This is a genomic window from Curvibacter soli, from assembly GCF_029211125.1.
GTDB lineage: Bacteria > Pseudomonadota > Gammaproteobacteria > Burkholderiales > Burkholderiaceae_C > Curvibacter_A > Curvibacter_A soli.
The window spans coordinates 22,890-44,954 of sequence record NZ_JARGEN010000031.1 but is presented as its reverse complement, the minus strand read 5'-3'; the positions used below and the strand labels follow the sequence as shown (position 1 = coordinate 44,954).

The window sequence follows — 22,065 nt, the reverse complement described above, 5'->3', positions numbered from 1 at the left end:
CGAAGAAATAAGACGTAACAATCCGCCCATCCCCCTTCCGGGATGGCGGTCAGCCCCCATACCGCTGCAGCAGCCCCCGCATGTCGGCATCGATGGGCACGGCATAGTCCACCGCGGCCAGCACCGTGCCGGTAACAGGGTTGACCAGCTTGGCGTTCACGTACACGGTGTTGGCGGTGGGCGCGTAGGTGCCTACCAGCACGGCCTGCGCGTCCTGACTCTGGCCCAGGTTCTGGGCCTCGCGCGAGAGCATCAGCTCGCCCTCGTCGCTCTTGGCCAGCACGCTGCCATGCAGCTTGAGTTCGCGCACCAGCATGCCACGCTGCGTCAGGCGGCTGGCCAACTGCTCCGAGAAGATGCGGCCCAGGCGCGACGACTGCGAAAGCTGGTCCACATGCACCAGCGTCGCCACCAGCAGCGGACGCCCCGGGTCCAATAGGGCGGAGGCCATCAGGCGGTCCGCCGCCTCGTAGTTCAGGGCGATGGGATCGGGGCGCAGCAGCGTGCCGCCGCCGTAGTAATACTGCGCGCAGCCGGCGCCCATGAACGCCAGGGCCAGCGCCAGCGCGACGGGCAGGATTCTTGGATGCGGCATGGGCAGACTGCTGGAGGAAAGTGCTTTGCGACGGTGGCCCATCGTAGCCGTAGCGCCGCCGCGCGGTGGGCCGAATTGCGCAGGCTTTGTGCGCCTGTTCCCGAACTGCCCGCAAGGCCACGATTGCGCCGCCAGCCGCCCGGATATCGCATGCGCCGAGACTGATGCGCTTGAAAAATGAGAGCAGAAGACGGCAAACAAGGCCGACAGGCGTCGATACCGGACCACCAACTGGCGTGCATACAACAAGGCACTCAAGGGGCCAGAGGCTCCTTGCCGCCGTCGCTGTCGCTGCGAGCGCGCGGCCAGCGCCTGCATGGCGGATCACGCTCACCGTCTGGTCGGCGTTGAGCGATTTCAGCAATTTTTTCAGCGTGCGGCCGGCATCGGCGTCGGCATCGCGGCGGAAGGCCGCCGAGAGCCTGCACACCTGCTCCACGACCTCGAAGGCGTCCTGCTACTCCTGCTCGCGGACCACGTCGCCGAGGATGCGCCCGCGCAGGCGGATGTCGTCGATCAGGGGGCTGTCTCTCGGGTGGGCGGCGCAGGGCGCACCAGGAAAGAAAAATGCCGTGCCGGGCCGCATGGCGCCGCATGCTAGCATCCCCCGCGCCCTCCCGATTACCAGCCGGTTACACGCATTGAACGCCTCCACGCCCAGCCCCGCCCCCATCGTCATCGCCACGCGCGAAAGCCGGCTGGCGCTGTGGCAGGCCGAGCACGTACAGGCGCTGCTGCAGGCGCGCGGCCACGCCGTCGCGCTTTTGGGCATGACCACGCGCGGCGACCAGATACTGGACCGCGCGCTCTCCAAGGTCGGCGGCAAGGGCCTGTTCGTGAAGGAGCTGGAAGCCGCGCTGGAGGATGGCCGCGCCGGCATCGCCGTGCATTCGCTGAAAGACGTGCCGATGGACCTGCCCGCGGGCTTCGCGCTGGCCTGCGTGATGGAGCGCGAGGACCCGCGCGACGCCTTCGTCTCGCCCCGCTACGCGAACCTCGACGCGCTGCCGCAGGGCGCGGTGGTGGGCACTTCCAGCCTGCGCCGCGTGGTGCTGCTGCGCCACGCGCGGCCCGACCTGCGCATCGAGCCGCTGCGCGGCAACCTCGACACGCGGCTGCGCAAGCTCGACGACGGCCAGTTCGACGCCATCGTGCTTGCCGCCGCGGGGCTGAAGCGGCTGGGGCTGCAAGAGCGCATCCGCGCCGTCTTCACGCCCGAGCAGATGCTGCCCGCCGCCGGCCAGGGCGCGCTGGCCATCGAGGTGCGCGCGCACCGCGCCGACCTGCTGGCCGCGCTGGCGCCGCTGGCCCACCGGCCCACCTGGCTCGCCGTGGCGGCGGAGCGCGCCGTCAGTCGCGCGCTGGGCGGCAGTTGCTCCATGCCGCTGGCCGCGCACGCGCACTTCGGCACCGACGGCCTGCTGCACCTGCGCGCTGCCTGGGGCGACCCCGAGCGCCCCGGCCTGCTGGTGCGCGCCGACGCCGGCGCCGCCGTGGCCACGGAGCCCGAGGCGCAGGCCCTGGGCGAGCGCGTAGCGCTCACGCTGCGCGACGGTGGAATGCGGTGAAACGCCCCCGAGCGCCTGCGGCGCTCCCCCTCAAGAGCGCGCCGCCAGCGGCTAGTGCAGTGTTCAACGCGAAGCAGCACATGAAACCGCGCCTTTTGCCGCATGGCGGCGTTGCAAATCCGCGCGATAGCGACGGCCATCGCTGTGGTTTGCGCCTTGCCCTGCGCCAAAACGCATCGCTTTTATTGGTGCCGCCAGGCATCGAACACTGCACTAGGCAAAGCCGGCTTCGCAGTGTTCGCTGGCCTTGGCCGCGCCCGTTCCAGGCATGGGGGTCATGCGATGCGCGGCGGGGCCATCGATAAGCAAAAGCCCATGCAGGTCATCGTCACCCGCCCCGCCGCCGAGGCCGGCCCGTGGGTGCGGGCGCTGGCCGCGCGCGGCATCGCGGCGGCGGCGCTGCCGCTGATCGGCATCGCCCCGCTACCCGACCCCGCGCCGCTGCGCGCCGCCTGGGCCGTGCTGCCCGCATACCGCGCCGTGATGTTCGTGAGCCGCAGCGCAGTGGCGCACTTCTTCGCCGCCCGCCCACTCTCAGCCGCATGGCCCGCCGGGCCACGCGCCTGGGCGCCCGGTGCCGGCACGGCCCAGGCCCTGCGCGAAGCCGGCGTGCCGGTGGGCAGCATCGACGCGCCCGCCGCCGACGCCGCGCGCATGGATTCCGAGGCGCTGTGGGCGCTGGTGGCACCGCAGGCGCGGGCCGGCGACCGGGTGCTGCTGGTGCGCGGCAGCGACGGTGCGGACGCCGGCCCCGCGGGTGCGGATACGGGCAACGGGCGCGACTGGCTCGCGCAGCAGATCGCCGCGGCGCGCGCGCGCGTGGAAGCCGTCGCCGCCTACCTGCGCCAGCCACCCGTGCTGGATGCCGCGCAGCGCGCGCTGGCCCAGGCGGCGGCCAACGATGGCTCGCTCTGGCTCTTCAGCAGCGCGCAGGCCATCGCCCACCTGCGCGCGGCGCTGCCCGCGCAGGGCTGGCGGGCGGCGCGCGCCCTGGCCACGCACCCGCGCATCGCCGAGGCCGCGCGCGCGGCGGGCTTCGGCGCGGTCGCGCTCTCGGCCCCGGGCCAGGACGCGGTGATCGCCTCGATAGAATCGCTGGCATGAGCCCAGAGCCCCGCAACGACGCGCCCGCAGAGGCCGCCCCCACCCTGCCCGCGCAGCCCGGCAGCCCGGCGACGGACGATGCCGCGGCGGTGCCCGGCGCCAGCCACGCAGCCCTGGCGCTGGTGGCGCTCATCGCCTGCGGCGGGGCCGTCGCCAGCGGCCTGCTGTGGCACAAGCTGTCGGGCATCCAGGAACAGCTCGCGCGCCAGAGCGCCGACGCCAACTCCCTGGCCATCGAGGCCCGCACCACGGCGCGCGAGGCGCGCGACCTGGCGCGCGACATCGCCGCGCGCCAGAGCGTGGCCGAGGCCCGCCTGGGCGACGTGGCGCTGCAGCGCAGCCAGATCGAGGAGTTGATGCAGAGCGTCTCGCGCAGCCGCGACGAGAACCTGGTGGTGGACATCGACTCCGCGCTGCGCCTGGCGCTGCAGCAGACGCAGCTCACCGGCAGCCTGGAGCCGCTGCTGGCCGCGCTCAAGGGTGCCGACCAGCGCATCGCCCGCGCCGCCCAGCCGCGGCTGGCACCGCTGGCGCGCGCCATCGGCCACGACATCGAGCGCATCAAGAGCGCCAACGTCACCGACACCGCCGGCCTGCTCGGGCGGCTCGACGACTTGTCGCGCCTGGTGGACGACCTGCCCGTGGTCAACACGGTGGGCATCGGCACCGCGGCCAGCCGCCTGGCGCCCCCCGCAACGGCGGACGCGCAGCCCGGCGCCCCGGCGGCGGACGAGGCCTGGTGGCTTGTCGCGCTGCGCCGGGGCTGGCAGCAGGTGCGCGACGAGGCGCGCGGCCTGGTGCGCGTGTCGCGCATCGACCAGCCCGACGCGGCGCTGCTGGCGCCCGAGCAGACCTACTTCCTGCGCGAGAACCTCAAGCTCAAGCTCCAGGGCGCGCGCCTGGGCGTGCTGGCGCGCCAGTACGAAGCCACGCGCGCCGATCTGACCGGCGCCACCGCCCTGCTCAACAAGTACTTCGACCCCGCCTCCAAGCGCGTGCAGAACGCGGCCACGCTGCTGCAGCAGACCATGGCCCAGGCCCGCGCCGCCGAGCTGCCGCGCCCCGACGAAACGCTGAACGCGCTGGCCACTGCGGCGGCGGCCATGCCGGCGCGCTGACACCCACGGACGACGAACGACGACACGTATGCGCGCGGCACTCTGGCTCCTGGCACTTTTCGCCATCGCGGTGGCGGTGGCCCTGTTCGTGGGCAACAACCAGGGCACGGTGACGCTGTTCTGGCCGCCCTACCGGCTCGACCTGTCGCTCAACATGGTGGTGCTGCTGCTACTGGGCGGCTTTGCCGTGCTGTACGCGGCGCTGCGCGCCATCGGCTCGCTGCTGAGCCTGCCGCACCAGGCGCGGCGCTGGCGCGTGCAGCAGAAGGAGCGCGCCATGCACCTGGCCATGCTCGACGCGCTGGCGCACCAACTGGCCGGGCGCTTCATCCGCTCGCGCAAGGCCGCCGAGGCCGCGCTGGCGCAGGAAGCGGACCTGATCAGCGCCGGCGCCGAGCCCGCGCACGCCGGCCAACTGCGCGCCCTGGCCCACCTGGTGGCCGCCGACGACGCCCATGCGCTGCAGGACCGCGCCGGGCGCGAGGAGCATCTGCGGCACGCGCTGGCCGGCACGGCACAGCGCGTGTCGGCGCAGGAGCAGGAGATCCGCGAAGGTGCCCAGTTGCGCGCCGCGCGCTGGAGCCTAGACGACCGCGACAGCGTCGCCGCGCTGGAGCACCTGGCCGCACTGCCACAGGGCGCGGCGCGGCGCACGGTGGCGCTGCGCATCCGCCTGAAGGCCGCGCGCCTGGCCGGGCTGACGCAGGAGGCGCTGGTCACCGCGCGGCTGCTGGCCAAGCACCGCGCGTTCTCCGAGGCGGCGGCGCAGAGCATCGTGCGCGGCCTGGCCATCGAGCTGATCGACGGCGCGCGCGACACCGAGCAGTTGCAGCGCGCCTGGCTCGACGACCTGGAGCCCGCCGAGCGCGCCATGCCCGGGCTGGCCGTGCATGCGGCACAGCGCCTGGCGCAACTGGGCGGTGGCGGCGTGCAGGTGCGCGCCTGGCTGCTGCCCGTGTGGGAGGCGCTGGCGGCGCGCCCGGCGGCCCTGCCGGACGGGCTGGAAATCAAGATGGTACGCACGCTGGAGGCTGGCCTGGACTCGGTGGACCCGGCCTGGCTGGCGCGCATCGAGGCCGCGCAGCAGGCCAACCCGCGCAACGCCGCGCTGCAGTACCTGGCCGGCACGGCCTGCCTCAAGCGCCAGCTCTGGGGCAAGGCGCAGCAGTTGCTGGCCAGCGCCGCCGCCGGCTTGCAGGACGCCGAACTGCGCAGCCGCGCCTGGCGCTACCTGGCCGAACTGGCCGAGGAGCGCGGCGACGCCGAGGCCACCGCCGCGGCCTGGAAGCAGGCCGCGCTGGCGCGCTGACGCCCAGGCGCGGAGCGCAGTGCTCCTCTATTCATAGCTGCCGCCGCAGTTTCTTCAATGGTTTAACCTGGAAACGGCAGTTGGATGCGCCTGCCGGTGCCGTGATCGGGGTGCCAGGCAAGACCGGGCGACGCGGCGGGCTACTGCCCGCAAGGAGGAGCAACGCCGCATGGCGCGCCGAGCGCGGTGCTGGCAGGTGCATGGCGCTCTCACCCACGAGGTGAACCCCGTCGGCGCCGTCAACGCTCGATTTCATGCGGCCTGGCAAGGGATACAAAGCGGTCAACTGCCGGTTCCAGGTTTAACGCTGTTTTCATGCTGAAACCTTTGTATATGCTGCGGTGAAAGCTCCTGAAAACATAGCGGCATGATTTCGATATAGTAAATCGATTTCGAATAGCTTAATATCGGTGCCGTACACACCCCCACACGAGGAGACACCATGGCCACCGCACCCGATACCACCGCCGCGCTGCCCGCGCCCGCGCCCATCCAGCAGCTACACCACTATGCCTACAAGGCGCGCGACGCCGAGGAGACGCGGCATTTCTACGAGGACATCCTGGGCCTGCCGCTCTACCACATCATCCAGAGCGACTACGTGCCCAGCACGGGCGAGTACTGCCCCTACACCCACATCTTCTTTCGCCTGCGCGACGGCTCGTTCATCGCCTTCTTCGACCTGGGCGACGACGTGCAGGCCGCGCCCTCGCCCAACACGCCGGCGTGGGTCAACCACATCGCCTTGCGCGTCGATACGGTGGCCGATCTGGAGGCCGCCAAGCAGCGCCTGCAGGCCCATGGCGTGGAGGTGCTGGGCGTGACGGACCACCACATCTTCAAGAGCATCTACTTCTTCGACCCCAACGGCATTCGGCTGGAACTCTCCGCGCAACTGGCCGACGCGGCGCAGATGCACAAGGAAAGCGCCACGGCCCACGCCCGGCTGGCGGAGTGGACGGCGCGCAAGCAACAGTGGCGCCGCGAGCGCGCGGCAGGCGCCGCCGCCGCGCCGCTCAAGCCCCAGGCCAACGACCGTCCGGAGTTCGTGCCCGCGGGGGGCGGCACGGCTTGAAAAACCACATCACCCCGGCTCGGCCACCATCGTGCGGTTGCGCCCATCCTTCTTCGCCTGGTAGAGCGCCCGGTCCGCGCGCTTCAGGGCGCGCTCCAGGTCGTGGTCCCCGGCCTCCAGCTCGGCCACGCCCAGCGAGACGGTCACCGTGCCTGCCACGGCGAACGCATGGTCGGCGATGGCCCGGCGCAGGCGCTCCGCCGCCTCGCGCGCACCGGCGGCGGAGGTGCCGGGCATGAAGATGCTGAACTCCTCCCCGCCCGGGCGGCACAGCAGGTCGGTGGGGCGGGCATGCTCGCGCATCAGCGCGCCCATCTCGCGCAACACGCTGTCGCCCACGTCGTGGCCGAAAACGTCGTTGACGTGCTTGAAGTGGTCGATGTCCAGCGCCACGATCGCAAAGCCGCGTCCGTCCTCCAGCCAGGTGTCCAGCGCCGCGTCCATGCCGCGCCGGTTGTGCAGGCCGGTCAGCGGGTCGGTCAGTGCGTCGCGGTTGAGCCGGTCGATCTTGTTGTCGAGCACGCTCAAGCCTGCCAGCAGGGAACGCTTGAGCTCGAATGCCTCGAAGTACCAGGCCGGCAGCTTCTCGATGGCAGCGTAGGCCGTGCCCATGCCATCCATGTGCCGGGCCTGGCGCGCGAGCTGCCACAGGGGCCGGCAGATGACCCGCGTCAGTGCCCAGACGATGAGCATCGACGCCAGCAGCAGCGGCAGCGTGCGCAGCACCGTGCTGCGCAGCAGAAGGTCCAACTCGGTCAGCGTGGCGTGTACGGGCCGCTGCGCCACCACGCCCCAGCCGGTGCGGCGCAGCGGCGCGTAGCCGGCCAGCATGTCCACGCCCTTGCTGTTGACCATGCGCATGCTGCCCGTCTGGCCCGCGATCACGGCCTCGATGGCCGGGTTGCCCAGCACCATCTCGCCGATGCGCTCGAGTTCGGGGTGGTAGATGATGAGCCTGTGCTGGCCTTCCACGACATAGAGGTAGGAGCCGTCCTGGTAGTAGTGCAGGCCCAGGATATTCTGCAGGATGTTGGGCTCCTGCAGGTAGATGGCGCCGGCAACGTAGCCGCGGTAGCGCCCCTGGCCGTCGACGATCGGCTGCGAGAGGCTGACGACCAGCCGCCCGCGCGCGGAACGATAGGGCGCGCTGACGAAGGGCTCGCGCCGCTGCAGGCTCTGGCCGTCGCCCTCAGAGCGCAACTGCTCGCCGTTGAGCGCCAGGCTGTCGGGGTACGAGGCCTGCACCACGCCCCGTGCGTCGACGATGACGACGGCGTTGAAGGAGTTGGTATCCTGCTGCAGCCTGCGGGCCTGCGCCTGCAGGGCTGCGGGCTCGCCCATCAGTTCGGCGAGCGAGCGGCTCGCATAGGCCAGCCGCCGCTCGATGGTGGCAATGAACGTATCCGCCGTGTCCGCCAGCTTGGCCGCGTAGGTGCGGTTGGCCTCCAGCGTGTTGCGGATCAGCAGGTCTTCCTGCACCCGGTGGGCCGAATACAGCGCGCTGCCCAGGCCCAGGACGAGCGACAGCAGGGCCAGGCCCAGGATGAGCTTGCGCAGGTCAAGGCGCGGCATGAACAATGGCGCAGTACGGAAGAAGAAAGGGGCGGGGGCTGGGGCTGGGGCGGGGGAATCGCAGCCAGCCCGCATCATGCCCGCCCTGGCGGCAGCGCCATGCCATTTCCCCGATAGTGCGCGGGGTTGCCCGTCGCTTCCACGCCACGGAGCGCAAGGCGCTGCTGGCGCGCACGTGCGTGGCCACGCCATGCCCCAGGTATATGAACGAAAAATGCCTCCAGCGCAGATATTTCCTGCTCTGAATGCTATCAAAAGAGAAGCGCCGAACGGGATAAAATCGGTGCGTCACCACACCCCACGGCATCCTGCTGGATGCCGTTTCACTTTTTGCCATGAGCGACACCACCGCCACACGCCCCGCCCAGCCCGGCCTCGACAGCCTTGCCAAGTCCTTCGAGCCCGCCGCGCTGGAAGCGCACTGGGGCCCCGCCTGGGAGCAGCGCGGCTATGCCCGCGCGGGCTGGCGCGGCACCGGCGAGCCCCGCGCCGGCGAGCCGGCCTTCGCCATCCAACTGCCGCCGCCCAACGTCACGGGCACGCTGCACATGGGGCATGCGTTCAACCAGACCATCATGGACAGCCTGACGCGCTACCACCGCATGCGCGGCTTCAACACGCTGTGGGTGCCGGGCACCGACCACGCGGGCATCGCCACGCAGATCGTGGTGGAGCGCCAGTTGCAGGGCCAGGGCACCAGCCGGCACGAACTGGGGCGCAAGAACTTCGTCGCCCGCGTGTGGGAATGGAAGGAGCAGAGCGGCAACACCATCTTCGGCCAGATGCGCCGCCTGGGCGACAGTGTGGACTGGACGCACCAGTACTTCACCATGGACGACAAGCTGTCGAAAGTGGTGACCGACACCTTCGTGCGCCTGTACCGGCAGGGTCTGATCTACCGCGGCAAGCGCCTGGTCAACTGGGACCCGCAGCTCAAGACGGCGGTAAGCGACCTGGAGGTGGAGAGCGAGGAGGAGGACGGCTTCCTCTGGCACATCCGCTACCCGCTGGCCGACGACACCGGCTCGCTGGTGGTGGCCACCACGCGGCCCGAGACCATGCTGGGTGACACGGCCGTGATGGTGCACCCCGAGGATGCGCGCTACCGGCACCTGATCGGCAGGAAGGTGAAGCTGCCGCTGGTGGACCGCGAGATCCCGGTGATCGCCGACGACTACGTGGACAAGGACTTCGGCACCGGCGTGGTGAAGGTAACGCCCGCGCACGACTACAACGACTACGCCGTGGGCCAGCGCCACGGGCTGCCGGTGATCGGCGTGCTGACGCTGGACGCGGCCATCAGCGACAACGCGCCCGTGAAATACCGCGGGCTGGACCGCTTCGCGGCCCGCAGGCAGATCGTGGCCGACCTCGAAGCCATGGGCCTGCTGGTGGAAGTGAAGAAGCACAAGCTCATGGTGCCGCGCTGCGCGCGCACGGGCCAGGTGGTGGAGCCGATGCTCACCGACCAGTGGTTCGTGGCCATGAACAAGACCCCCACGCTCCCCGCTGCGCGTGGTTCGCTGCCCCCCGAGGAGGCCGTCTCCGGCTTTGGGCGGCCCGGCGCCGCAGAGGTGGGCACGGGCGACCCCACGGGCAAGAGCATCGCGCAGAAGGCCATCGACGCCGTGGCCTCGGGCGAAGTGAAGTTCGTGCCCGAGAACTGGGTCAACACCTACAACCAGTGGATGAAAAACATCCAGGACTGGTGCATCAGCCGCCAGTTGTGGTGGGGGCACCAGATTCCCGCGTGGTACGACGAGGGCGGCAAGGTCTACGTCGCGCACAGCGAGGAAGAGGCGCAGCAACAGGCGCCCGGCAAGAAACTGGTGCGCGACGAGGATGTGCTCGATACGTGGTATTCGAGCGCGCTGGTGCCGTTCAGCACCGTAGGATGGCCTCAAGCCGCTGGCGGGGCCGGCGGCGACGTATCCACGGGAAGCCAAGGTAGCACGAGCGACTACGACCTATACCTCCCAAGCACCGTGCTGGTCACCGGCTACGACATCATCTTCTTCTGGGTCGCCCGGATGATCATGATGACCACGCACTTCACGGGCCGCGTGCCGTTTCGCCACGTCTACATCCACGGCCTGGTGCGCGACGCGCAGGGCAAGAAGATGAGCAAGAGCGAGGGCAACGTGCTCGACCCGGTGGATTTGATCGACGGCATCGCGCTGGCGCCCCTGCTGGACAAGCGCACCACCGGCCTGCGCAAGCCCGAGACGGCGCCTGCGGTGCGCAAGAACACCGAGAAGGAGTTCCCCCAGGGCATCCCGGCCTACGGCGCCGACGCGCTGCGCTTCACCTTCGCGGCGCTGGCCACGCTCGGGCGCAGCATCAACTTCGACAGCAAGCGCTGCGAGGGCTACCGCAACTTCTGCAACAAGCTCTGGAACGCCACCCGCTTCGCGCTGATGAACTGCGAAGGCTTCGACTGCGGCCTGAAGGACCATGCAGCAGAGGAATGCGCGGCGGGCGGCTACCTGCGCTTCTCGCAGGCCGACCGCTGGATCGCCTCGCGCCTGCAGAAAGTGGAGGCCGAGGTGGCCAAGGCGTTCGCCGAATACCGGCTCGACAACGTGGCGAACGCAGTCTACGACTTCGTGTGGAACGAGTTCTGCGACTGGTACCTGGAAATCGCCAAGGTGCAGATTCAAACCGGCACCGAGGCACAACAGCGCGGCACCCGCCGCACGCTGATCCGCACCCTGGAAACCATCCTGCGCCTGGCACACCCGCTGATCCCCTTCATCACCGAGGAGCTGTGGCAGAAGGTGGCGCCCGTGGCCGGCAGAAAGACCAGCGAATCCATCAGCATCGCCGCCTACCCGCAAAGCCGGCCCGAGAAGATCGACGAGGCCGCCGAGGCGTATGTCGCGCGCCTGAAGGCCGTGGTCGATGCCTGCCGCACGCTGCGCGGCGAGATGGGCGTCTCGCCCGCGCAGCGGCTGCCGCTCTACGCCGTGGCGGATGCCGCCGAAGGGGCCGGCTTCCTGCGCGCCGCCGCACCCGTGCTCCAGGCGCTGGCCAAGCTCGGCGAAGTCCGGGTGTTCGACGACGAGGCCGCCTGGGCCGCCGCCGCGCAGGCCGCGCCCGTGGCCGTGGCAGGCGGCGTGCGGCTGTGCCTGTTCATGGAAATCGACGTGGCCGCCGAAAAGGCCCGGCTCGGCAAGGAGGCCGCGCGGCTGGAGGCCGAGATCGTCAAGGCCCAGGCCAAGCTCGGCAACCAGGGCTTCGTCGCCCGCGCGCCAGCGGCCGTGATCGAGCAGGAGAAGAAGCGCGTGGCCGACTTCGGCGAGGCACTGGCGCGGCTGCGCGAGCAGTTGGCCCGGCTTGGCTGAACACGGCACTCGGTCTTGCGGCGGCGGCTCGCGGCGCAGCCGTATGATCCCCATACCCGAAAGGAATACCTTCAGCCATGAGTGATACCCCTGCCCCGATCCGCAAGGCCGTCTTCCCCGTTGCCGGCCTCGGAACGCGCTTTCTGCCCGCCACCAAGGCGCAGCCCAAGGAAATGCTGCCCGTGGTGGACAAGCCCCTGATCCAGTACGCGGTCGAGGAGGCCTACGCCGCGGGCATCCGGCAGATGATCTTCATCAATGGTCGCAGCAAGCGCGCCATCGAAGACCACTTCGACACCGCCTACGAGCTCGAATCCGAACTGGAGGCCGCGGGCAAGAAGGATCTGCTGGCGCTGACGCGCTCCATCATGCCCGCCGACATGGAATGCATCTACATCCGCCAGCCCAAGGCCCTGGGGCTGGGCCACGCGGTGTACTGCGCCCACAGCGTGGTGGTCAACGAACCCTTCGCCGTGCTGCTGGCCGACGACCTGATGGTCGGCAAGCCGCCCGTGCTCAAGCAGATGGTGGAGCAGTTCGCCGAATGGCAGGCCACCATCCTGGCGGTGCAGGAAGTGCCCGACGAGCACACCAGGCGTTACGGCATCGTGGCCGGCACGCCGGTCAACGACCGCCTGATGGAGCTTTCGCACATCGTCGAGAAGCCCGCGCCCGAGGCTGCGCCCTCGCGCCTGGGCGTGGCGGGCCGCTACATCCTCACGCCGGGCATCTTCCGCCAGATCGCGGCGCTGCCGCGCGGCGTGGGCGGCGAGATACAGCTCACCGACGGCATCGCCGCGCTGATGCGCCGCGAAAAGGTGTTCGCCTACCGCTACGACGGCAAGCGCTACGACTGCGGCAGCAAGGAAGGCTTCCTGGAGGCCAACGTGGAGCTGGCGCTGACCCATCCGCAGCTCGGCCCGAGCTTCCGCGAATACATCAAGGCGCTGGACATCTGAGCGCTGCGCAGCCCAGCAAAAAGCCCGCATCAGGCGGGCTTTTTTACGGGCGGCAAACTGCGCTCAGCGTCGGCGCAGCACGTGCACGAACTCCTCGCCCACGGTCTGCTGCTCCACCAACTCGTTGCCGGTCTGGCGCGCGAAGGCCTGGAAGTCGCGCAGCGAGCCGGGGTCGGTCGCCACCACCTTCAGCAACTGGCCGCTCGCCAGCTCTGCCAGCGCTTTCTTGGCGCGCAGGATGGGCAGCGGGCAGTTCAGGCCGCGGGTGTCGATTTCCTTGCTGATCTCCATGCCGGTCTCTCGTGGGTGGGGTTTTCTGGATTCTAGGACCGGATGGATTCCATGAACTGCGGCGCGTACCCGCGCGAGCGCAGCCAGTCGGCCAGCGCCTGGCCCGTGCCCGAGGGCCAGCAGCGCACGTCCTCGGGCGCGTAGAGCCTGTATTCCGCCAGCTCGGGCGACAGTCGCACCTCGCCGTCGGCCACCGCGTGGTAGGCGATGATGACCTGGTTCATGCGCTGGAAGTCGTACACGCCGATCAGCGCGAGCGCGCTGGCGTCGAGGTTGGTCTCTTCCTTGATCTCGCGCGCGATGCCGTCCTGCGGCGTCTCGCCGGCCTCCATGAAGCCGGTGATGAGGGCGAACATCCTGCCGCTCCATGCGGCGTTGCGCGCCAGCAGGATCTGCCCGCGGTATTCGACCACCGCCGCCAGCACCGGCGTGGGGTTGTTCCAGTGCGTCCAGCCGCAGGCCGGGCAGCGCAGGCGCAGCTTTTCGCCGCCATCCTCCATCTGCGCCAGCCACTCCAGCGGCGCGGCGCACGCCGGACAGAAGCGGAAACCGTCGGCCATCGCGCGGAACGGCCTCAGGCGGGGAAAACGCCGGTGGACAGGTAGCGGTCGCCGCGGTCGCAGACCACGAAGACGATGGTTGCGTTCTCTACCTTGCGGGCGGCTTCCAGCGCCACCCACAGCGCGCCGGCGGCGGAGATGCCGGCGAAAATACCCTCCTCGCGCGCCAGGCGGCGGCACATGTCCTCGGCGTCGTCCTGGCTCACACTGACCTGCTCGTCCACCACGCGCGGGTCGTAGATCTTCGGCAGGTATTCCTCGGGCCACTTGCGGATGCCCGGGATGCGCGAGCCCTCGCTGGGCTGCGCGCCGATGATCCGCACCGCCGGGTTCTTCTCCTTCAGGAACCGCGCCACGCCGGTGATGGTGCCCGTGGTGCCCATGGCGCTCACGAAGTGGGTGATGCGCCCGCCCGTCTGCTGCCACAGCTCGGGGCCCGTGGTTTCGTAGTGGATGCGCGGGTTGTCCTCGTTGGCGAACTGGTTCAGCACCACCCCCTTGCCCTGCTTGACCATGGTGTCGGCCAGGTCGCGCGCATATTCCATGCCGCCGCTCTTGGGCGTGAGGATCAACTCGGCGCCGAATGCCCTCATGGTCTGGGCGCGCTCGATGGACAGGTCCTCCGGCATGATGAGCAGCATGCGGTAGCCCTTGATGGCCGCGGCCATCGCCAGCGCGATGCCGGTGTTGCCAGAAGTGGCTTCGATCAGCGTATCGCCGGGCCGGATGTCGCCGCGCTCCTCGGCGCGCCGGATCATGGACACGGCGGGCCGGTCCTTCACCGAGCCCGCGGGGTTGTTGCCTTCCAGCTTGCCCAGTATGACGTTGCCGCGCGCGGCATTTTCTTGCGCGCCGATGCGCTGCAAGGCGACGAGCGGCGTGTTGCCGATCGCGGCCTCGATGGTGGGGTAGTTCATAGGCGCCACTGTGCCATAATTTGCGGCCTCGCCTCCAGCCCGCCCGGGTGGTGAAATTGGTAGACGCAGGGGACTCAAAATCCCCCACCGAAAGGTGTGCCGGTTCGATTCCGGCCCCGGGCACCACTCAAATGTTTACGGCTTGCAGCATATGCACAAACCCAAACATTTCAATGGGTTAGGAGCAGCCATGAAGGTGGTGCAGTGCGCTGGATGCACGGTTATGCACAATTCATTCCCCATATTTCCCCCGCTAACTGCCATGACCAAGGTAGTTCGCCATAGATGACGGAAGACACTGGGGAGTGCGGGCCGGCGCGGGTAGAGGTCGGTCAAATTTTTGATGGCACTCGACCGCGATCGCTAACTTGAGCCGCTGCCGACCACTCGTACCCAGGATTGCCTGCGGGCGCTGCTGAGTTCCTTTCGGAACCCGGGCGCCTGACAGCCCACATTGAAGAGAGCCGCCGGGGTTGCCCGGCAGGCCGTTGGTCCGGCGGCACCTGCGCGGGCCCGCACGCTTGTGATTGTTGTTCAAGCGGCAGGGGCTGAGGCAATGGATTTGACCCCGATGCACAAAAGCGCGTGATCGCGCTGGATGTTCACCAAGCCATCTGTCCGGGCAACAACGAGAGTGCGGGCAAGCGCAAAACCGGGCGCATCCGCAAGGGCAACGCCTGGGTCAGACGGCTGCTGTGCGAGTTCGCCCAGGCATCTGCCCGAACGCGCTGCGCGCTCAAGGCCAAGTTCGACGCGTTGGCCATCCGCAAAGGCCACAAGAAGTCGGTCGTGGCGCTGGATCAAGATGCTGCGAGAAGCACGGCTTCATCGCCACGCCTGCCGCCACCTGAGACTCGCTCCCCCGTCGCCTCTGCGGTTCCGGCCAGCCTCAGGTCAGGCAGTGGTACGCCGGTTCGGGGGTGTCTTCCACATTAATTATTCTCTCGATTCATGCTGACTGACTACTAGGCTTACTGGCTCAGGTCGATGCGATAGACCGTGTAAGTGCCGGTGCCGTTGTTGACGCCGGTGTCATCCGCCTTGTCAACGCTGATGTTGGTCAGGCCGGCAGCCTGCGCCAGGCCCAGTTCGTCCTTGCCGGACTTGAACAGCACCTTGCCCGCGGTTGCCGCCTTGGCAAAGCGCCAGCTGCTGACCGAGCCGTTGGCGACGCGGGTGATGTCCTTCCTGGCCTTGACGTAGTTCAGCACCACTTCGCGGTTGGCGTCGGGTGAGGCCCAGATGATGTCGAACTTCTTGCCCGTGCCCAGGATGTAGGGAGCACTGCTGTTGGCGCGGTAGTTGTTGGTGGCAATGATGAACTCTTGCGAGAGGTCAATCGGCTGGCCCTTGTAGCGCAGGTTCTTGATGCGTTCGCCACCCTGGCTCGGGTTGTTGACGTTGTACTTGGGCTGCGTGACGTCGATTTCGTAACTGATGTCCGGCGAGGTGAACACGTCGTAGTTGTAGCCCGGGAAGGCCGAGCCAGGCTGCACGCCGGTCTTGCTGTCGTTGATGAGCCACTGGTCTGCCGTCTTGGCCGGATCGATCTGGTTGAAACGATGGGCGGCGTTTTCCAGCCACAGCTTGATCTGCGCGCCCGTCACTTTCACTGCGTTGATGGTGTTGTTATCGTACAGGTACAGGTCGGCGGCGGCAGCGACGGTCATGGTGCCGGCCTTCACGTCGGTGTAGTCAGTGCTGCCGGCAAAGCCGGCCTTGAACGGCGCAGTGACAGACAGAACCGGCAGGCTGGCGTACTGGGGCAGGCTGTTCTTGACGTAGTTGGCCACATGCTCCTGCTGCGCCTGGTTGACGATCTGCAGGGCGGTCACATCGCCCACGTCGGCAAACATGGAGCTCAGGCGGAAGTCGCTGGTGCCAATGGGCGAAGCGACGTAGGCGCGGGTCTTGTCATGCAGTTCCTGCGCCGCCTGAACCACGGCCGTGTCGGACGCCACATAGGTGTTGGGGTTGGTGCCGGTCTGGATGGTGCGCACCTGCACGTCGGTCTTGGCGGTGTCCACTGACCATTTCTTGGCCGTGCCGTCCCATTTGAGCGCGTAGTTGATCACGCCCAGCGCCTTGCCCCACGAGCTGGCCATCACGGCAGGCACGCCGTTGACGGTGCCCTTGGCATTGTCAGCGCCCTCAAACTTGTAGGCCGGGTTGGTACCGCGGTCGGGGAAGGTGTTGTGCTCGTGGCCCATCACGATGCCATCGATGCCCTTCACATCCTTGGTGATGTAGTAGCCGGGGTTTTCCATGTTGGCAAAGTAGCCATTGGCGTTCATGCCGCCGTGCAGCAACACGAACACCAGGTCGGCACCCCTGGCGCGCACCTCGGGCACATATTTTGCGGCGGTGTCGCGCCCGTCCTGCGTGCTGACCTTGCCGTCGAGCTTGTCCTTGTCCCAGTTCAGAATGCCGGGCGTGGTGATGCCAATGACGCCAATCTTGATCGGCAGCATGACGGTCTTGCCGTCGGCCTGGGTGGCCGTCAGGTTGCGGTCCAGGATGATGTAGGGCTCGACCAGCGGCTTGCCGGTCTTCAGGCTGGTCACGTTGGCGGTCACGATCGGGAAGCCGGGGCCCTTGTCCTTGGTGCCGATCGTCGGGTCAACGCCATCGACGTCCAGTCCGCCACCCAGGATCTGGCTCAGGTAAGGCAGGCCGAAGTTGAACTCGTGGTTGCCCAGCACGCCAGCGTCGTACTTCAACGACGCCATGGCTTTGTACATGGTCAGTTGCTGGGTGGGCGGGATGGGGGCCACCTGCGCTTCATAGGTGCCCAGAACGGAACCCTGAATGGTGTCACCGTTGTCCACCAGCAGGTTGTTCGGGAAATCGGTGCGCGCCTGGCGGATCAGCGTGGCGGTGCGCTCCAGGCCGACGGAGTTGTCTGCCTTGTCAGAGTAATAGTTATAGCTGCGCGCGTAGTAATGCAGATCGGTCGTTTCCAGCAGCGCCATTTGGGCGGTGGCGCTCTGTGAAGCGGGCGCGGGGGCCGTATCGTCGTCTCCTCCGCAGGCCGACAAGGCCAGGAGGGCACTCAGGAGCAGCAGATTGCACGAACCGCTACGGAAATCACGCTTTGTCGATGGATTACGAAGCACGGCCGGTTCCCTGGTGGATTGCAAGAACGCGATTGTTTCCAGGGGCTTTGACAAAGGCGTGACGGGCAAGCGGCCAGGATGAACTGTCGGACCATTGCCCGCCCCATGTCAGCGCAGTTTGCCGGGCGGACAACTGAACGGCCCGCCGCGAGTTCTCGATGGTGGCCGATGAGGTGTCGCTGCGGGACATCAAGCCCAAGCAGAACGCGCCAACGTTGGTCGTGATCAACAGGCTGACCGGACCGGGCAGATCGACGGCAATCTCCCGGCATGCCGGGATGCGTGGTGGCAGTTGCAGCAGACGGTTTTTCTCGACAACGTGCCGGTGAAGCGACGGGGCAAGAAGGATGTGTTGGTGTTGCCGGCAGGAACGCCGGGTAGCGTCACCGCGGTCAAGGGCAGTGGTGCCTACTTTTCGGGGCCCGGCGTGCAGGCCCGGGTGAACTGGGGCACATCCACAACGACGGAATGGCTGACGGGAGTTTGAACCTGGAAACAGCAGTTTTGAGTTCCTGGGCTGGTGATTGCCCGCTGGCGGGTGGTTGACCATGTGCCGGCCGGCCTCCCGAGCTTACGAGTACTGGTGCGAGTTGCTGCGAGTCAAGCGCCAAGCAGGCGGCGAGCAAGCACGGATTGCATGTCACGGCGCCCTTCAGCAATCAGGTAGATGATCACTTGGCTGCCTGTGACACGGTAGATCACGCGGTACGGTTTGAAGAAGGTTTGTCGATATTCTTTGATCCCAAGGCCAACGAGTTCCTTGGGATAGCTACCGCGTTCCGGGAATTTCGACTGACTCTTCACGGTATCCATCAACTCATCCAACACATGGTTGGCGTTGGCCACGCAATCGAATTCGGAGATGTAGTCGTGGATGGACTCCAAGTCCTGCTCCGCACCCTCGGTGAGCAGGACCTTGAACTTCGCAGGTGCGCCAGCCATCAGGTTGTGGCTCGCTTGGTGCGGAGGCTGGCAACAACGTCGGCCACGGGTTTGACCTTGCCGGCGGCCACATCCTGATTGCCCAGCGCAAGGATTTTTAGCAAGGCCAGTGTTTCTTGCGTCTCTTCGAACGAGGCGACGTCCTGCAGGACAGCCTTGGCCTCGCCGTTTTGGGTGATGACCATGGGCTCACGCCGCTCCGTGAGGTGCGTCAGAATTATGGAAAATTTCAACCTTGCCTTTCAAGCCTCTACCGTGTTCAACCGCAGCATCAATGTCATCGGGTGCTGTGGTGATTCCTGGAAGCCGTAGTGCGCGTAGAACTGCTTTGCACGGTCGTGCAGGGCGTGCACGAGCAGGGCGCGCACACCTACATTCTGCGACACTGCCACAGATCGATTGACCGCGTCTTGCAGCAGTGCCGCGCCGAGTTTGATGCCCTGGGCGCGGTGGTCAATGGCGAGCCTGGCAAGAACCATCACCGGCACAGGATCGGGCATGTTGCGTCGCACGCTGCTGGTTGCAGCTTGGTGTGAAACCGCACCTGCGGCCATCGCGTAGTAACCGTAGACACGACTGTCCTGATCCGTGACGACGAAGGTGCGGCTTGCACCACTCAACTGGTTAGTGAGGGCCCGACGCTTGAGCCATTCATCGAGGCTGGCTTCCCCGCAAGCGAATTCGTTCAGTCCGTGGACGGCAGCGAGTGGTTGCGGCGCGCTCAGTTGCACGCTCATGCCGCGCCGCTGCTGCTCCATGGTGCCTTGACGGCCATGAGGCGTTCAAGCCCAGGATTCTGTCCGGGGGGCGCATCGAGCATTGCCGTGAATTGCTTGAACTTGTCGGCGTCCAGGCTGAAGAACACCTGATCCAGCACCACGGCCTGAGCGCGTTCGCAGGCCGTTTCGAGCATGAAGTCCGAGCGGTTCTTGCCTAGCAGACTGGCGGCGTGATCGATCAGGTCACGCTGTTCGGGCAAAGCCCGCAGATTGATGGCGGCGTCACGCATTGGCTTCTCCTATTCGTGCATACACGACAGATACACGAATTGTCGCGCAACGTGTAGCTGTTGTCGACACTCACTCATCGGATGTCCGTCTTGGGGCTGTCTTGATTCATGCTTTTTCCCGGCTCGCCAAAGCCCGCAGACGCTCCACGCCCACCGGCTCCTGGGTCAGAAGCGGCACGACGGCATAACGCCGGGCGTATCGGGTGGCCACCGCGTCGATTTCCCGCAACTCGTTGCGCGCACGCTGGCGCAACAGCGGCGAATGCGACTGTGCGGCCGCCACGCTGTGGTTGACGATCCAGGCCCATGGCTCGATGCCTGCGCGGCGCAGGTCATCCTGCAGGTTGGCCGCTTCCAGCACCGGCGTGGTTTCGGCCAGGGTGACGATGAGCACCTTGGTCTGCCTGGGGTCTTGCAGGCGCATCATCGGCGTCGTGAAGTGAACGCCCGTCTCGCCCATCTGCCGCACGATGTCGCGGTGGTACGAGCCGGTGGCGTCGAGCAGCAGCAAGGTGTGGCCGGTGGGTGCGGTGTCCATCACCACGAACTTGCTGTCGCCTTCGCGGATGGCACGCGAGAACGCCTGGAACACCGCGATTTCCTCGGTGCAGGGCGAGCGCAGGTCCTCTTCCAGCAGGGCGCGGCCTTCGGCATCGAGCTGCGCGCCGCGGGTCTCCATCACATGCTGGCGGTAGCGTGCCGTGGCTTCCTGCGGGTCGATGCGGCTGACGGTCAGGTTGGGCAATGAACCTTCCAGCGTATCGGCCAGATGCGCGGCCGGGTCGGTGGTGGTCAGGTGCACCGGCAGCCCCCGGTCCGCCAGTGCCACGGCGATGGCGGCGGCCAGCGTGGTCTTGCCGACACCGCCCTTGCCCATCACCATGACCAGGCCATGCCCGTCGGCGGCGATGCCTTCGACCAGGGCCGACAACGGCGGCGCCTCGATCGGCGCAGGCAGCTCGACGGCAGCGGCGCCCTGGGGGGTGTCGTCGGCGTCGGTCAGCAGGCAGCGCAGGGCATCGACGCCCACCAGGTTGAAGGGCTTGAGCGCGATCCGATCCTGCGGCAGCCCCTCGAGCGCCTGCGGCATGGCGGCCAGGGCGGCCTGCTCGCGGGCGTAGATGGCAGCGGCCAGCGGATCGCTTGCGGCCTCGCCGGCAGGGAATACGCCGTTGATGACCAGGTATTGCCTCGACAGGCCGATGGCGGCCAGTTCTTCATGGGTGCGCGCCGCCTCGCGCAGCGCCGGGCGCTGCGCACGGGCGACCAGCACCAGGCGCGTGCGCAAGGGGTCGGCCAGCGCCTCGACCGCAGCCTGGTACTGGCTGCGCTGTTTTTCCAGGCCCGCCAGCGGCCCCAGGCACGAGGCATCGCCCTTGCCCGCCTCCAGAAAGCCGCTCCATGCGCCCGGCAGTTGCAGCAGGCGGATGGTGTGGCCCGTGGGGGCCGTGTCGAAAACGATGTGCGCGTAATCCTGCGCCAGCGCCGCATCGGTCAGCAGGGCCGTGAACTCGTCGAAGGCGGCGATTTCCGTGGTGCAGGCACCCGACAGGGATTCTTCGATGCCATCCACCACCGCATCGGGCAGCACGCCCCGCACCGGGCCGACGATGCGGTCGCGGTACGCCTGCGCCGCCGCCTGCGGGTCGATTTCCAGCGCCCACAGGTTCGGCACGGCGGCCATCGCCGTGATGCGGTTGCCGATGGGCTGGCCGAACACCTGCCCCACGTTCGAAGCCGGGTCGGTGCTGACCAGCAGCACGCGCTTGCCTTGGCTTGCCAGTTGCACGGCCGTGGCGCAGGCGATGGAGGTCTTGCCGACGCCCCCTTTGCCGGTGAAGAACAGAAAGCGCGGCGGCTCGGTCAGAAAATGCATGGCATCGCCTCGTTCAGCAGCAGCGGCTGCCAGTGCAGCAAGCGCCTTGCGCCGGCGAGGCTTCGGCCACCTCGATGCCGGCCCAGCGGGCCAGTTCGCTGCGGCTCGGATAACGACCGGCCAGGGCCACCTCGCCATCGACCAGAACCAGAGGCAGCGCCTGCGAACCCGAGCGCTCCAGAAAGCCTTTCACGGTCGGGTTTTCGGCAAAAGCCAGCGGCTGCTGCGCCAGGTTGAAGCGTTCGATTTGCGCACCGTTTTGCTTGGCCCAATCCACGTCGGCGGCAAAGTTGACCAGGTTTTGATCGACTTCGACGCCGCATACGCCCGTGCTGCAGCACAGCGCCGGATCGAAAATCTGGATGTTTGGCATGGGGTGTCCTTTCAAATTTGGTTGGTAACTACTCAGCCCGGCTTTAGGCAGCCGGACTGGATTCAGGCGAAGCCGGGCTGAGGTGTCGTGCCCCTTGAATGCGCCGACAAGGGGCTCAAGGATATTGGCCCCTTGTTTGTGCATGGTGGCGCAATAGGAGCGGATGATGCAGTAGTTCTGCGCACCTTGCGGTGTTCGAAAGCAGCCCGATATGCACAGGCCCACGATGTCTTCGAGCTTTTCAACCTAGAACCGGCAGTTGACCGCTTTGTGTCCCTTGACAAGCCGCATGAAATCGCAAGACGTTGGAGTCACGGTGTGCGAATAAGTTTCTTCC

General features: G+C 67.6%; 21 protein-coding genes, 1 tRNA gene and 2 pseudogenes. 10 read left to right on the top strand and 14 right to left on the bottom strand.

Annotation, left to right across the window (positions count from 1 at the left end):
- Positions 1 to 49: 49 nt before the first annotated feature.
- Positions 50 to 595 carry a FlgO family outer membrane protein gene (locus PY257_RS07590; RefSeq protein WP_275740557.1) on the bottom strand — a complete coding sequence of 182 codons (546 nt, stop codon included), beginning with the start codon at positions 593 to 595 and terminating at the stop codon, positions 50 to 52.
- Between the two features lie 319 nt (positions 596 to 914).
- Positions 915 to 1,181: pseudogene (locus tag PY257_RS07585) on the bottom strand (phosphoenolpyruvate carboxylase); the annotation flags it as partial.
- Between PY257_RS07585 and hemC the strand changes: the two are divergent.
- The 4 genes from hemC (at position 1,180) to PY257_RS07565 (ending at position 5,694) form a co-directional block, all read left to right on the top strand.
- Positions 1,180 to 2,163 (top strand): hydroxymethylbilane synthase, encoded by a 984-nt coding sequence (gene hemC / locus PY257_RS07580; protein ID WP_419095672.1) that lies wholly within the window; start codon positions 1,180 to 1,182, stop codon positions 2,161 to 2,163. The pseudogene PY257_RS07585 and the gene hemC overlap by 2 nt on opposite strands.
- Before the next feature lie 315 nt (positions 2,164 to 2,478).
- Entirely contained in the window at positions 2,479 to 3,267 is a 789-nt protein-coding gene (locus PY257_RS07575; protein ID WP_275740553.1) for a uroporphyrinogen-III synthase, read from the top strand.
- Positions 3,264 to 4,385, top strand: coding sequence for a uroporphyrinogen-III C-methyltransferase (locus PY257_RS07570; protein ID WP_275740551.1), 1,122 nt, complete (start codon positions 3,264 to 3,266; stop codon positions 4,383 to 4,385). The genes PY257_RS07575 and PY257_RS07570 overlap by 4 nt, the downstream gene beginning before the upstream one ends.
- 28 nt (positions 4,386 to 4,413) lie before the next feature.
- A complete protein-coding gene (locus PY257_RS07565) occupies positions 4,414 to 5,694 on the top strand; it encodes a heme biosynthesis HemY N-terminal domain-containing protein (protein ID WP_275740549.1) in 1,281 nt (426 codons plus the stop codon).
- A gap of 31 nt (positions 5,695 to 5,725) precedes the next feature.
- Here the strand turns inward: PY257_RS07565 and PY257_RS07560 are convergent, their stop codons facing one another.
- Complete coding sequence (locus tag PY257_RS07560; RefSeq protein ID WP_275740547.1) at positions 5,726 to 5,950, bottom strand: hypothetical protein; 225 nt, start codon at positions 5,948 to 5,950, stop codon at positions 5,726 to 5,728.
- Between the two features lie 186 nt (positions 5,951 to 6,136).
- Between PY257_RS07560 and PY257_RS07555 the strand changes: the two genes are divergently transcribed.
- Positions 6,137 to 6,769, top strand: a complete 633-nt coding sequence (locus PY257_RS07555) for a VOC family protein (protein WP_275740544.1) — start codon at positions 6,137 to 6,139, stop codon at positions 6,767 to 6,769.
- 9 nt (positions 6,770 to 6,778) lie between these two features.
- On the opposite strand, the gene PY257_RS07550 is transcribed toward PY257_RS07555, so the two are convergent.
- A complete protein-coding gene (locus PY257_RS07550) occupies positions 6,779 to 8,341 on the bottom strand; it encodes a sensor domain-containing diguanylate cyclase (protein WP_275740542.1) in 1,563 nt (520 codons plus the stop codon).
- Positions 8,342 to 8,676: 335 nt separating this feature from the next.
- Between PY257_RS07550 and PY257_RS07545 the strand changes: the two genes are divergently transcribed.
- Together PY257_RS07545 and galU are read left to right on the top strand one after the other, a co-directional pair.
- A complete protein-coding gene (locus PY257_RS07545; RefSeq protein ID WP_275740540.1) occupies positions 8,677 to 11,685 on the top strand; it encodes a valine--tRNA ligase in 3,009 nt (1,002 codons plus the stop codon).
- Between the two features lie 77 nt (positions 11,686 to 11,762).
- Positions 11,763 to 12,644: a UTP--glucose-1-phosphate uridylyltransferase GalU gene (galU, locus tag PY257_RS07540; RefSeq protein ID WP_275740538.1), complete on the top strand. Its 882-nt coding sequence runs from the start codon at positions 11,763 to 11,765 to the stop codon at positions 12,642 to 12,644.
- A gap of 63 nt (positions 12,645 to 12,707) precedes the next feature.
- Here the strand turns inward: galU and PY257_RS07535 are convergent, their stop codons facing one another.
- Genes PY257_RS07535 through cysM form a run of 3 tightly spaced genes read right to left on the bottom strand, consistent with a single transcriptional unit; the run spans position 12,708 to position 14,412 of the window.
- Complete coding sequence (locus PY257_RS07535; RefSeq protein ID WP_275740536.1) at positions 12,708 to 12,935, bottom strand: sulfurtransferase TusA family protein; 228 nt, start codon at positions 12,933 to 12,935, stop codon at positions 12,708 to 12,710.
- 32 nt (positions 12,936 to 12,967) lie between these two features.
- Positions 12,968 to 13,495 (bottom strand): NUDIX hydrolase, encoded by a 528-nt coding sequence (locus tag PY257_RS07530; protein ID WP_275740533.1) that lies wholly within the window; start codon positions 13,493 to 13,495, stop codon positions 12,968 to 12,970.
- A gap of 14 nt (positions 13,496 to 13,509) precedes the next feature.
- Positions 13,510 to 14,412: a cysteine synthase CysM gene (gene cysM / locus PY257_RS07525; RefSeq protein ID WP_275740531.1), complete on the bottom strand. Its 903-nt coding sequence runs from the start codon at positions 14,410 to 14,412 to the stop codon at positions 13,510 to 13,512.
- Between the two features lie 41 nt (positions 14,413 to 14,453).
- Here cysM and PY257_RS07520 point away from each other — a divergent pair.
- Positions 14,454 to 14,538, top strand: a tRNA-Leu gene (locus PY257_RS07520).
- A 486-nt stretch (positions 14,539 to 15,024) separates the two neighbouring features.
- A pseudogene (locus tag PY257_RS07515) lies at positions 15,025 to 15,231 on the top strand (transposase); the annotation flags it as partial.
- Between the two features lie 152 nt (positions 15,232 to 15,383).
- On the opposite strand, the gene PY257_RS07510 reads toward PY257_RS07515, so the two are convergent.
- Complete coding sequence (locus PY257_RS07510; RefSeq protein WP_275740695.1) at positions 15,384 to 17,477, bottom strand: bifunctional 2',3'-cyclic-nucleotide 2'-phosphodiesterase/3'-nucleotidase; 2,094 nt, start codon at positions 17,475 to 17,477, stop codon at positions 15,384 to 15,386.
- A 343-nt stretch (positions 17,478 to 17,820) separates the two neighbouring features.
- Between PY257_RS07510 and PY257_RS07505 the strand changes: the two genes are divergently transcribed.
- Positions 17,821 to 18,015 carry a hypothetical protein gene (locus tag PY257_RS07505; RefSeq protein ID WP_275740529.1) on the top strand — a complete coding sequence of 65 codons (195 nt, stop codon included), beginning with the start codon at positions 17,821 to 17,823 and terminating at the stop codon, positions 18,013 to 18,015.
- 113 nt (positions 18,016 to 18,128) lie between these two features.
- On the opposite strand, the gene PY257_RS07500 is transcribed toward PY257_RS07505, so the two are convergent.
- From PY257_RS07500 to arsD, 6 genes are all read right to left on the bottom strand, one after another.
- A complete protein-coding gene (locus tag PY257_RS07500) occupies positions 18,129 to 18,470 on the bottom strand; it encodes a type II toxin-antitoxin system RelE/ParE family toxin (protein WP_275740527.1) in 342 nt (113 codons plus the stop codon).
- On the bottom strand, positions 18,470 to 18,703 hold the full coding sequence (locus PY257_RS07495) for a type II toxin-antitoxin system prevent-host-death family antitoxin (protein WP_275740525.1): 234 nt from the start codon (positions 18,701 to 18,703) through the stop codon (positions 18,470 to 18,472). The genes PY257_RS07500 and PY257_RS07495 overlap by 1 nt, the downstream gene beginning before the upstream one ends.
- Before the next feature lie 9 nt (positions 18,704 to 18,712).
- Positions 18,713 to 19,207, bottom strand: coding sequence for a GNAT family N-acetyltransferase (locus tag PY257_RS07490; RefSeq protein ID WP_275740523.1), 495 nt, complete (start codon positions 19,205 to 19,207; stop codon positions 18,713 to 18,715).
- Complete coding sequence (locus tag PY257_RS07485) at positions 19,204 to 19,479, bottom strand: type II toxin-antitoxin system TacA family antitoxin (RefSeq protein ID WP_275740521.1); 276 nt, start codon at positions 19,477 to 19,479, stop codon at positions 19,204 to 19,206. Before PY257_RS07485 ends, PY257_RS07490 begins: the two co-directional genes overlap by 4 nt.
- 106 nt (positions 19,480 to 19,585) lie before the next feature.
- Entirely contained in the window at positions 19,586 to 21,355 is a 1,770-nt protein-coding gene (gene arsA / locus PY257_RS07480; protein WP_275740519.1) for an arsenical pump-driving ATPase, read from the bottom strand.
- 13 nt (positions 21,356 to 21,368) lie between these two features.
- Positions 21,369 to 21,728, bottom strand: coding sequence for an arsenite efflux transporter metallochaperone ArsD (gene arsD, locus PY257_RS07475; RefSeq protein WP_275740693.1), 360 nt, complete (start codon positions 21,726 to 21,728; stop codon positions 21,369 to 21,371).
- Positions 21,729 to 22,065 lie beyond the last annotated feature (337 nt).

What these genes read in the sequence shown, in the direction of transcription:
- PY257_RS07590 (WP_275740557.1), bottom strand. Translation starts at nt 595, where the DNA reads ATGCCGCATCCAAGAATCCTGCCCGTCGCGCTGGCGCTGGCCCTGGCG.
- hemC (WP_419095672.1), top strand. Translation starts at nt 1,180, where the DNA reads ATGGCGCCGCATGCTAGCATCCCCCGCGCCCTCCCGATTACCAGCCGG.
- PY257_RS07575 (WP_275740553.1), top strand. Translation starts at nt 2,479, where the DNA reads ATGCAGGTCATCGTCACCCGCCCCGCCGCCGAGGCCGGCCCGTGGGTG.
- PY257_RS07570 (WP_275740551.1), top strand. Translation starts at nt 3,264, where the DNA reads ATGAGCCCAGAGCCCCGCAACGACGCGCCCGCAGAGGCCGCCCCCACC.
- PY257_RS07565 (WP_275740549.1), top strand. Translation starts at nt 4,414, where the DNA reads ATGCGCGCGGCACTCTGGCTCCTGGCACTTTTCGCCATCGCGGTGGCG.
- PY257_RS07560 (WP_275740547.1), bottom strand. Translation starts at nt 5,950, where the DNA reads ATGAAATCGAGCGTTGACGGCGCCGACGGGGTTCACCTCGTGGGTGAG.
- PY257_RS07555 (WP_275740544.1), top strand. Translation starts at nt 6,137, where the DNA reads ATGGCCACCGCACCCGATACCACCGCCGCGCTGCCCGCGCCCGCGCCC.
- PY257_RS07550 (WP_275740542.1), bottom strand. Translation starts at nt 8,341, where the DNA reads ATGCCGCGCCTTGACCTGCGCAAGCTCATCCTGGGCCTGGCCCTGCTG.
- PY257_RS07545 (WP_275740540.1), top strand. Translation starts at nt 8,677, where the DNA reads ATGAGCGACACCACCGCCACACGCCCCGCCCAGCCCGGCCTCGACAGC.
- galU (WP_275740538.1), top strand. Translation starts at nt 11,763, where the DNA reads ATGAGTGATACCCCTGCCCCGATCCGCAAGGCCGTCTTCCCCGTTGCC.
- PY257_RS07535 (WP_275740536.1), bottom strand. Translation starts at nt 12,935, where the DNA reads ATGGAGATCAGCAAGGAAATCGACACCCGCGGCCTGAACTGCCCGCTG.
- PY257_RS07530 (WP_275740533.1), bottom strand. Translation starts at nt 13,495, where the DNA reads ATGGCCGACGGTTTCCGCTTCTGTCCGGCGTGCGCCGCGCCGCTGGAG.
- cysM (WP_275740531.1), bottom strand. Translation starts at nt 14,412, where the DNA reads ATGAACTACCCCACCATCGAGGCCGCGATCGGCAACACGCCGCTCGTC.
- PY257_RS07500 (WP_275740527.1), bottom strand. Translation starts at nt 18,470, where the DNA reads ATGGCTGGCGCACCTGCGAAGTTCAAGGTCCTGCTCACCGAGGGTGCG.
- PY257_RS07490 (WP_275740523.1), bottom strand. Translation starts at nt 19,207, where the DNA reads ATGAGCGTGCAACTGAGCGCGCCGCAACCACTCGCTGCCGTCCACGGA.
- PY257_RS07485 (WP_275740521.1), bottom strand. Translation starts at nt 19,479, where the DNA reads ATGCGTGACGCCGCCATCAATCTGCGGGCTTTGCCCGAACAGCGTGAC.
- arsA (WP_275740519.1), bottom strand. Translation starts at nt 21,355, where the DNA reads ATGCATTTTCTGACCGAGCCGCCGCGCTTTCTGTTCTTCACCGGCAAA.
- arsD (WP_275740693.1), bottom strand. Translation starts at nt 21,728, where the DNA reads ATGCCAAACATCCAGATTTTCGATCCGGCGCTGTGCTGCAGCACGGGC.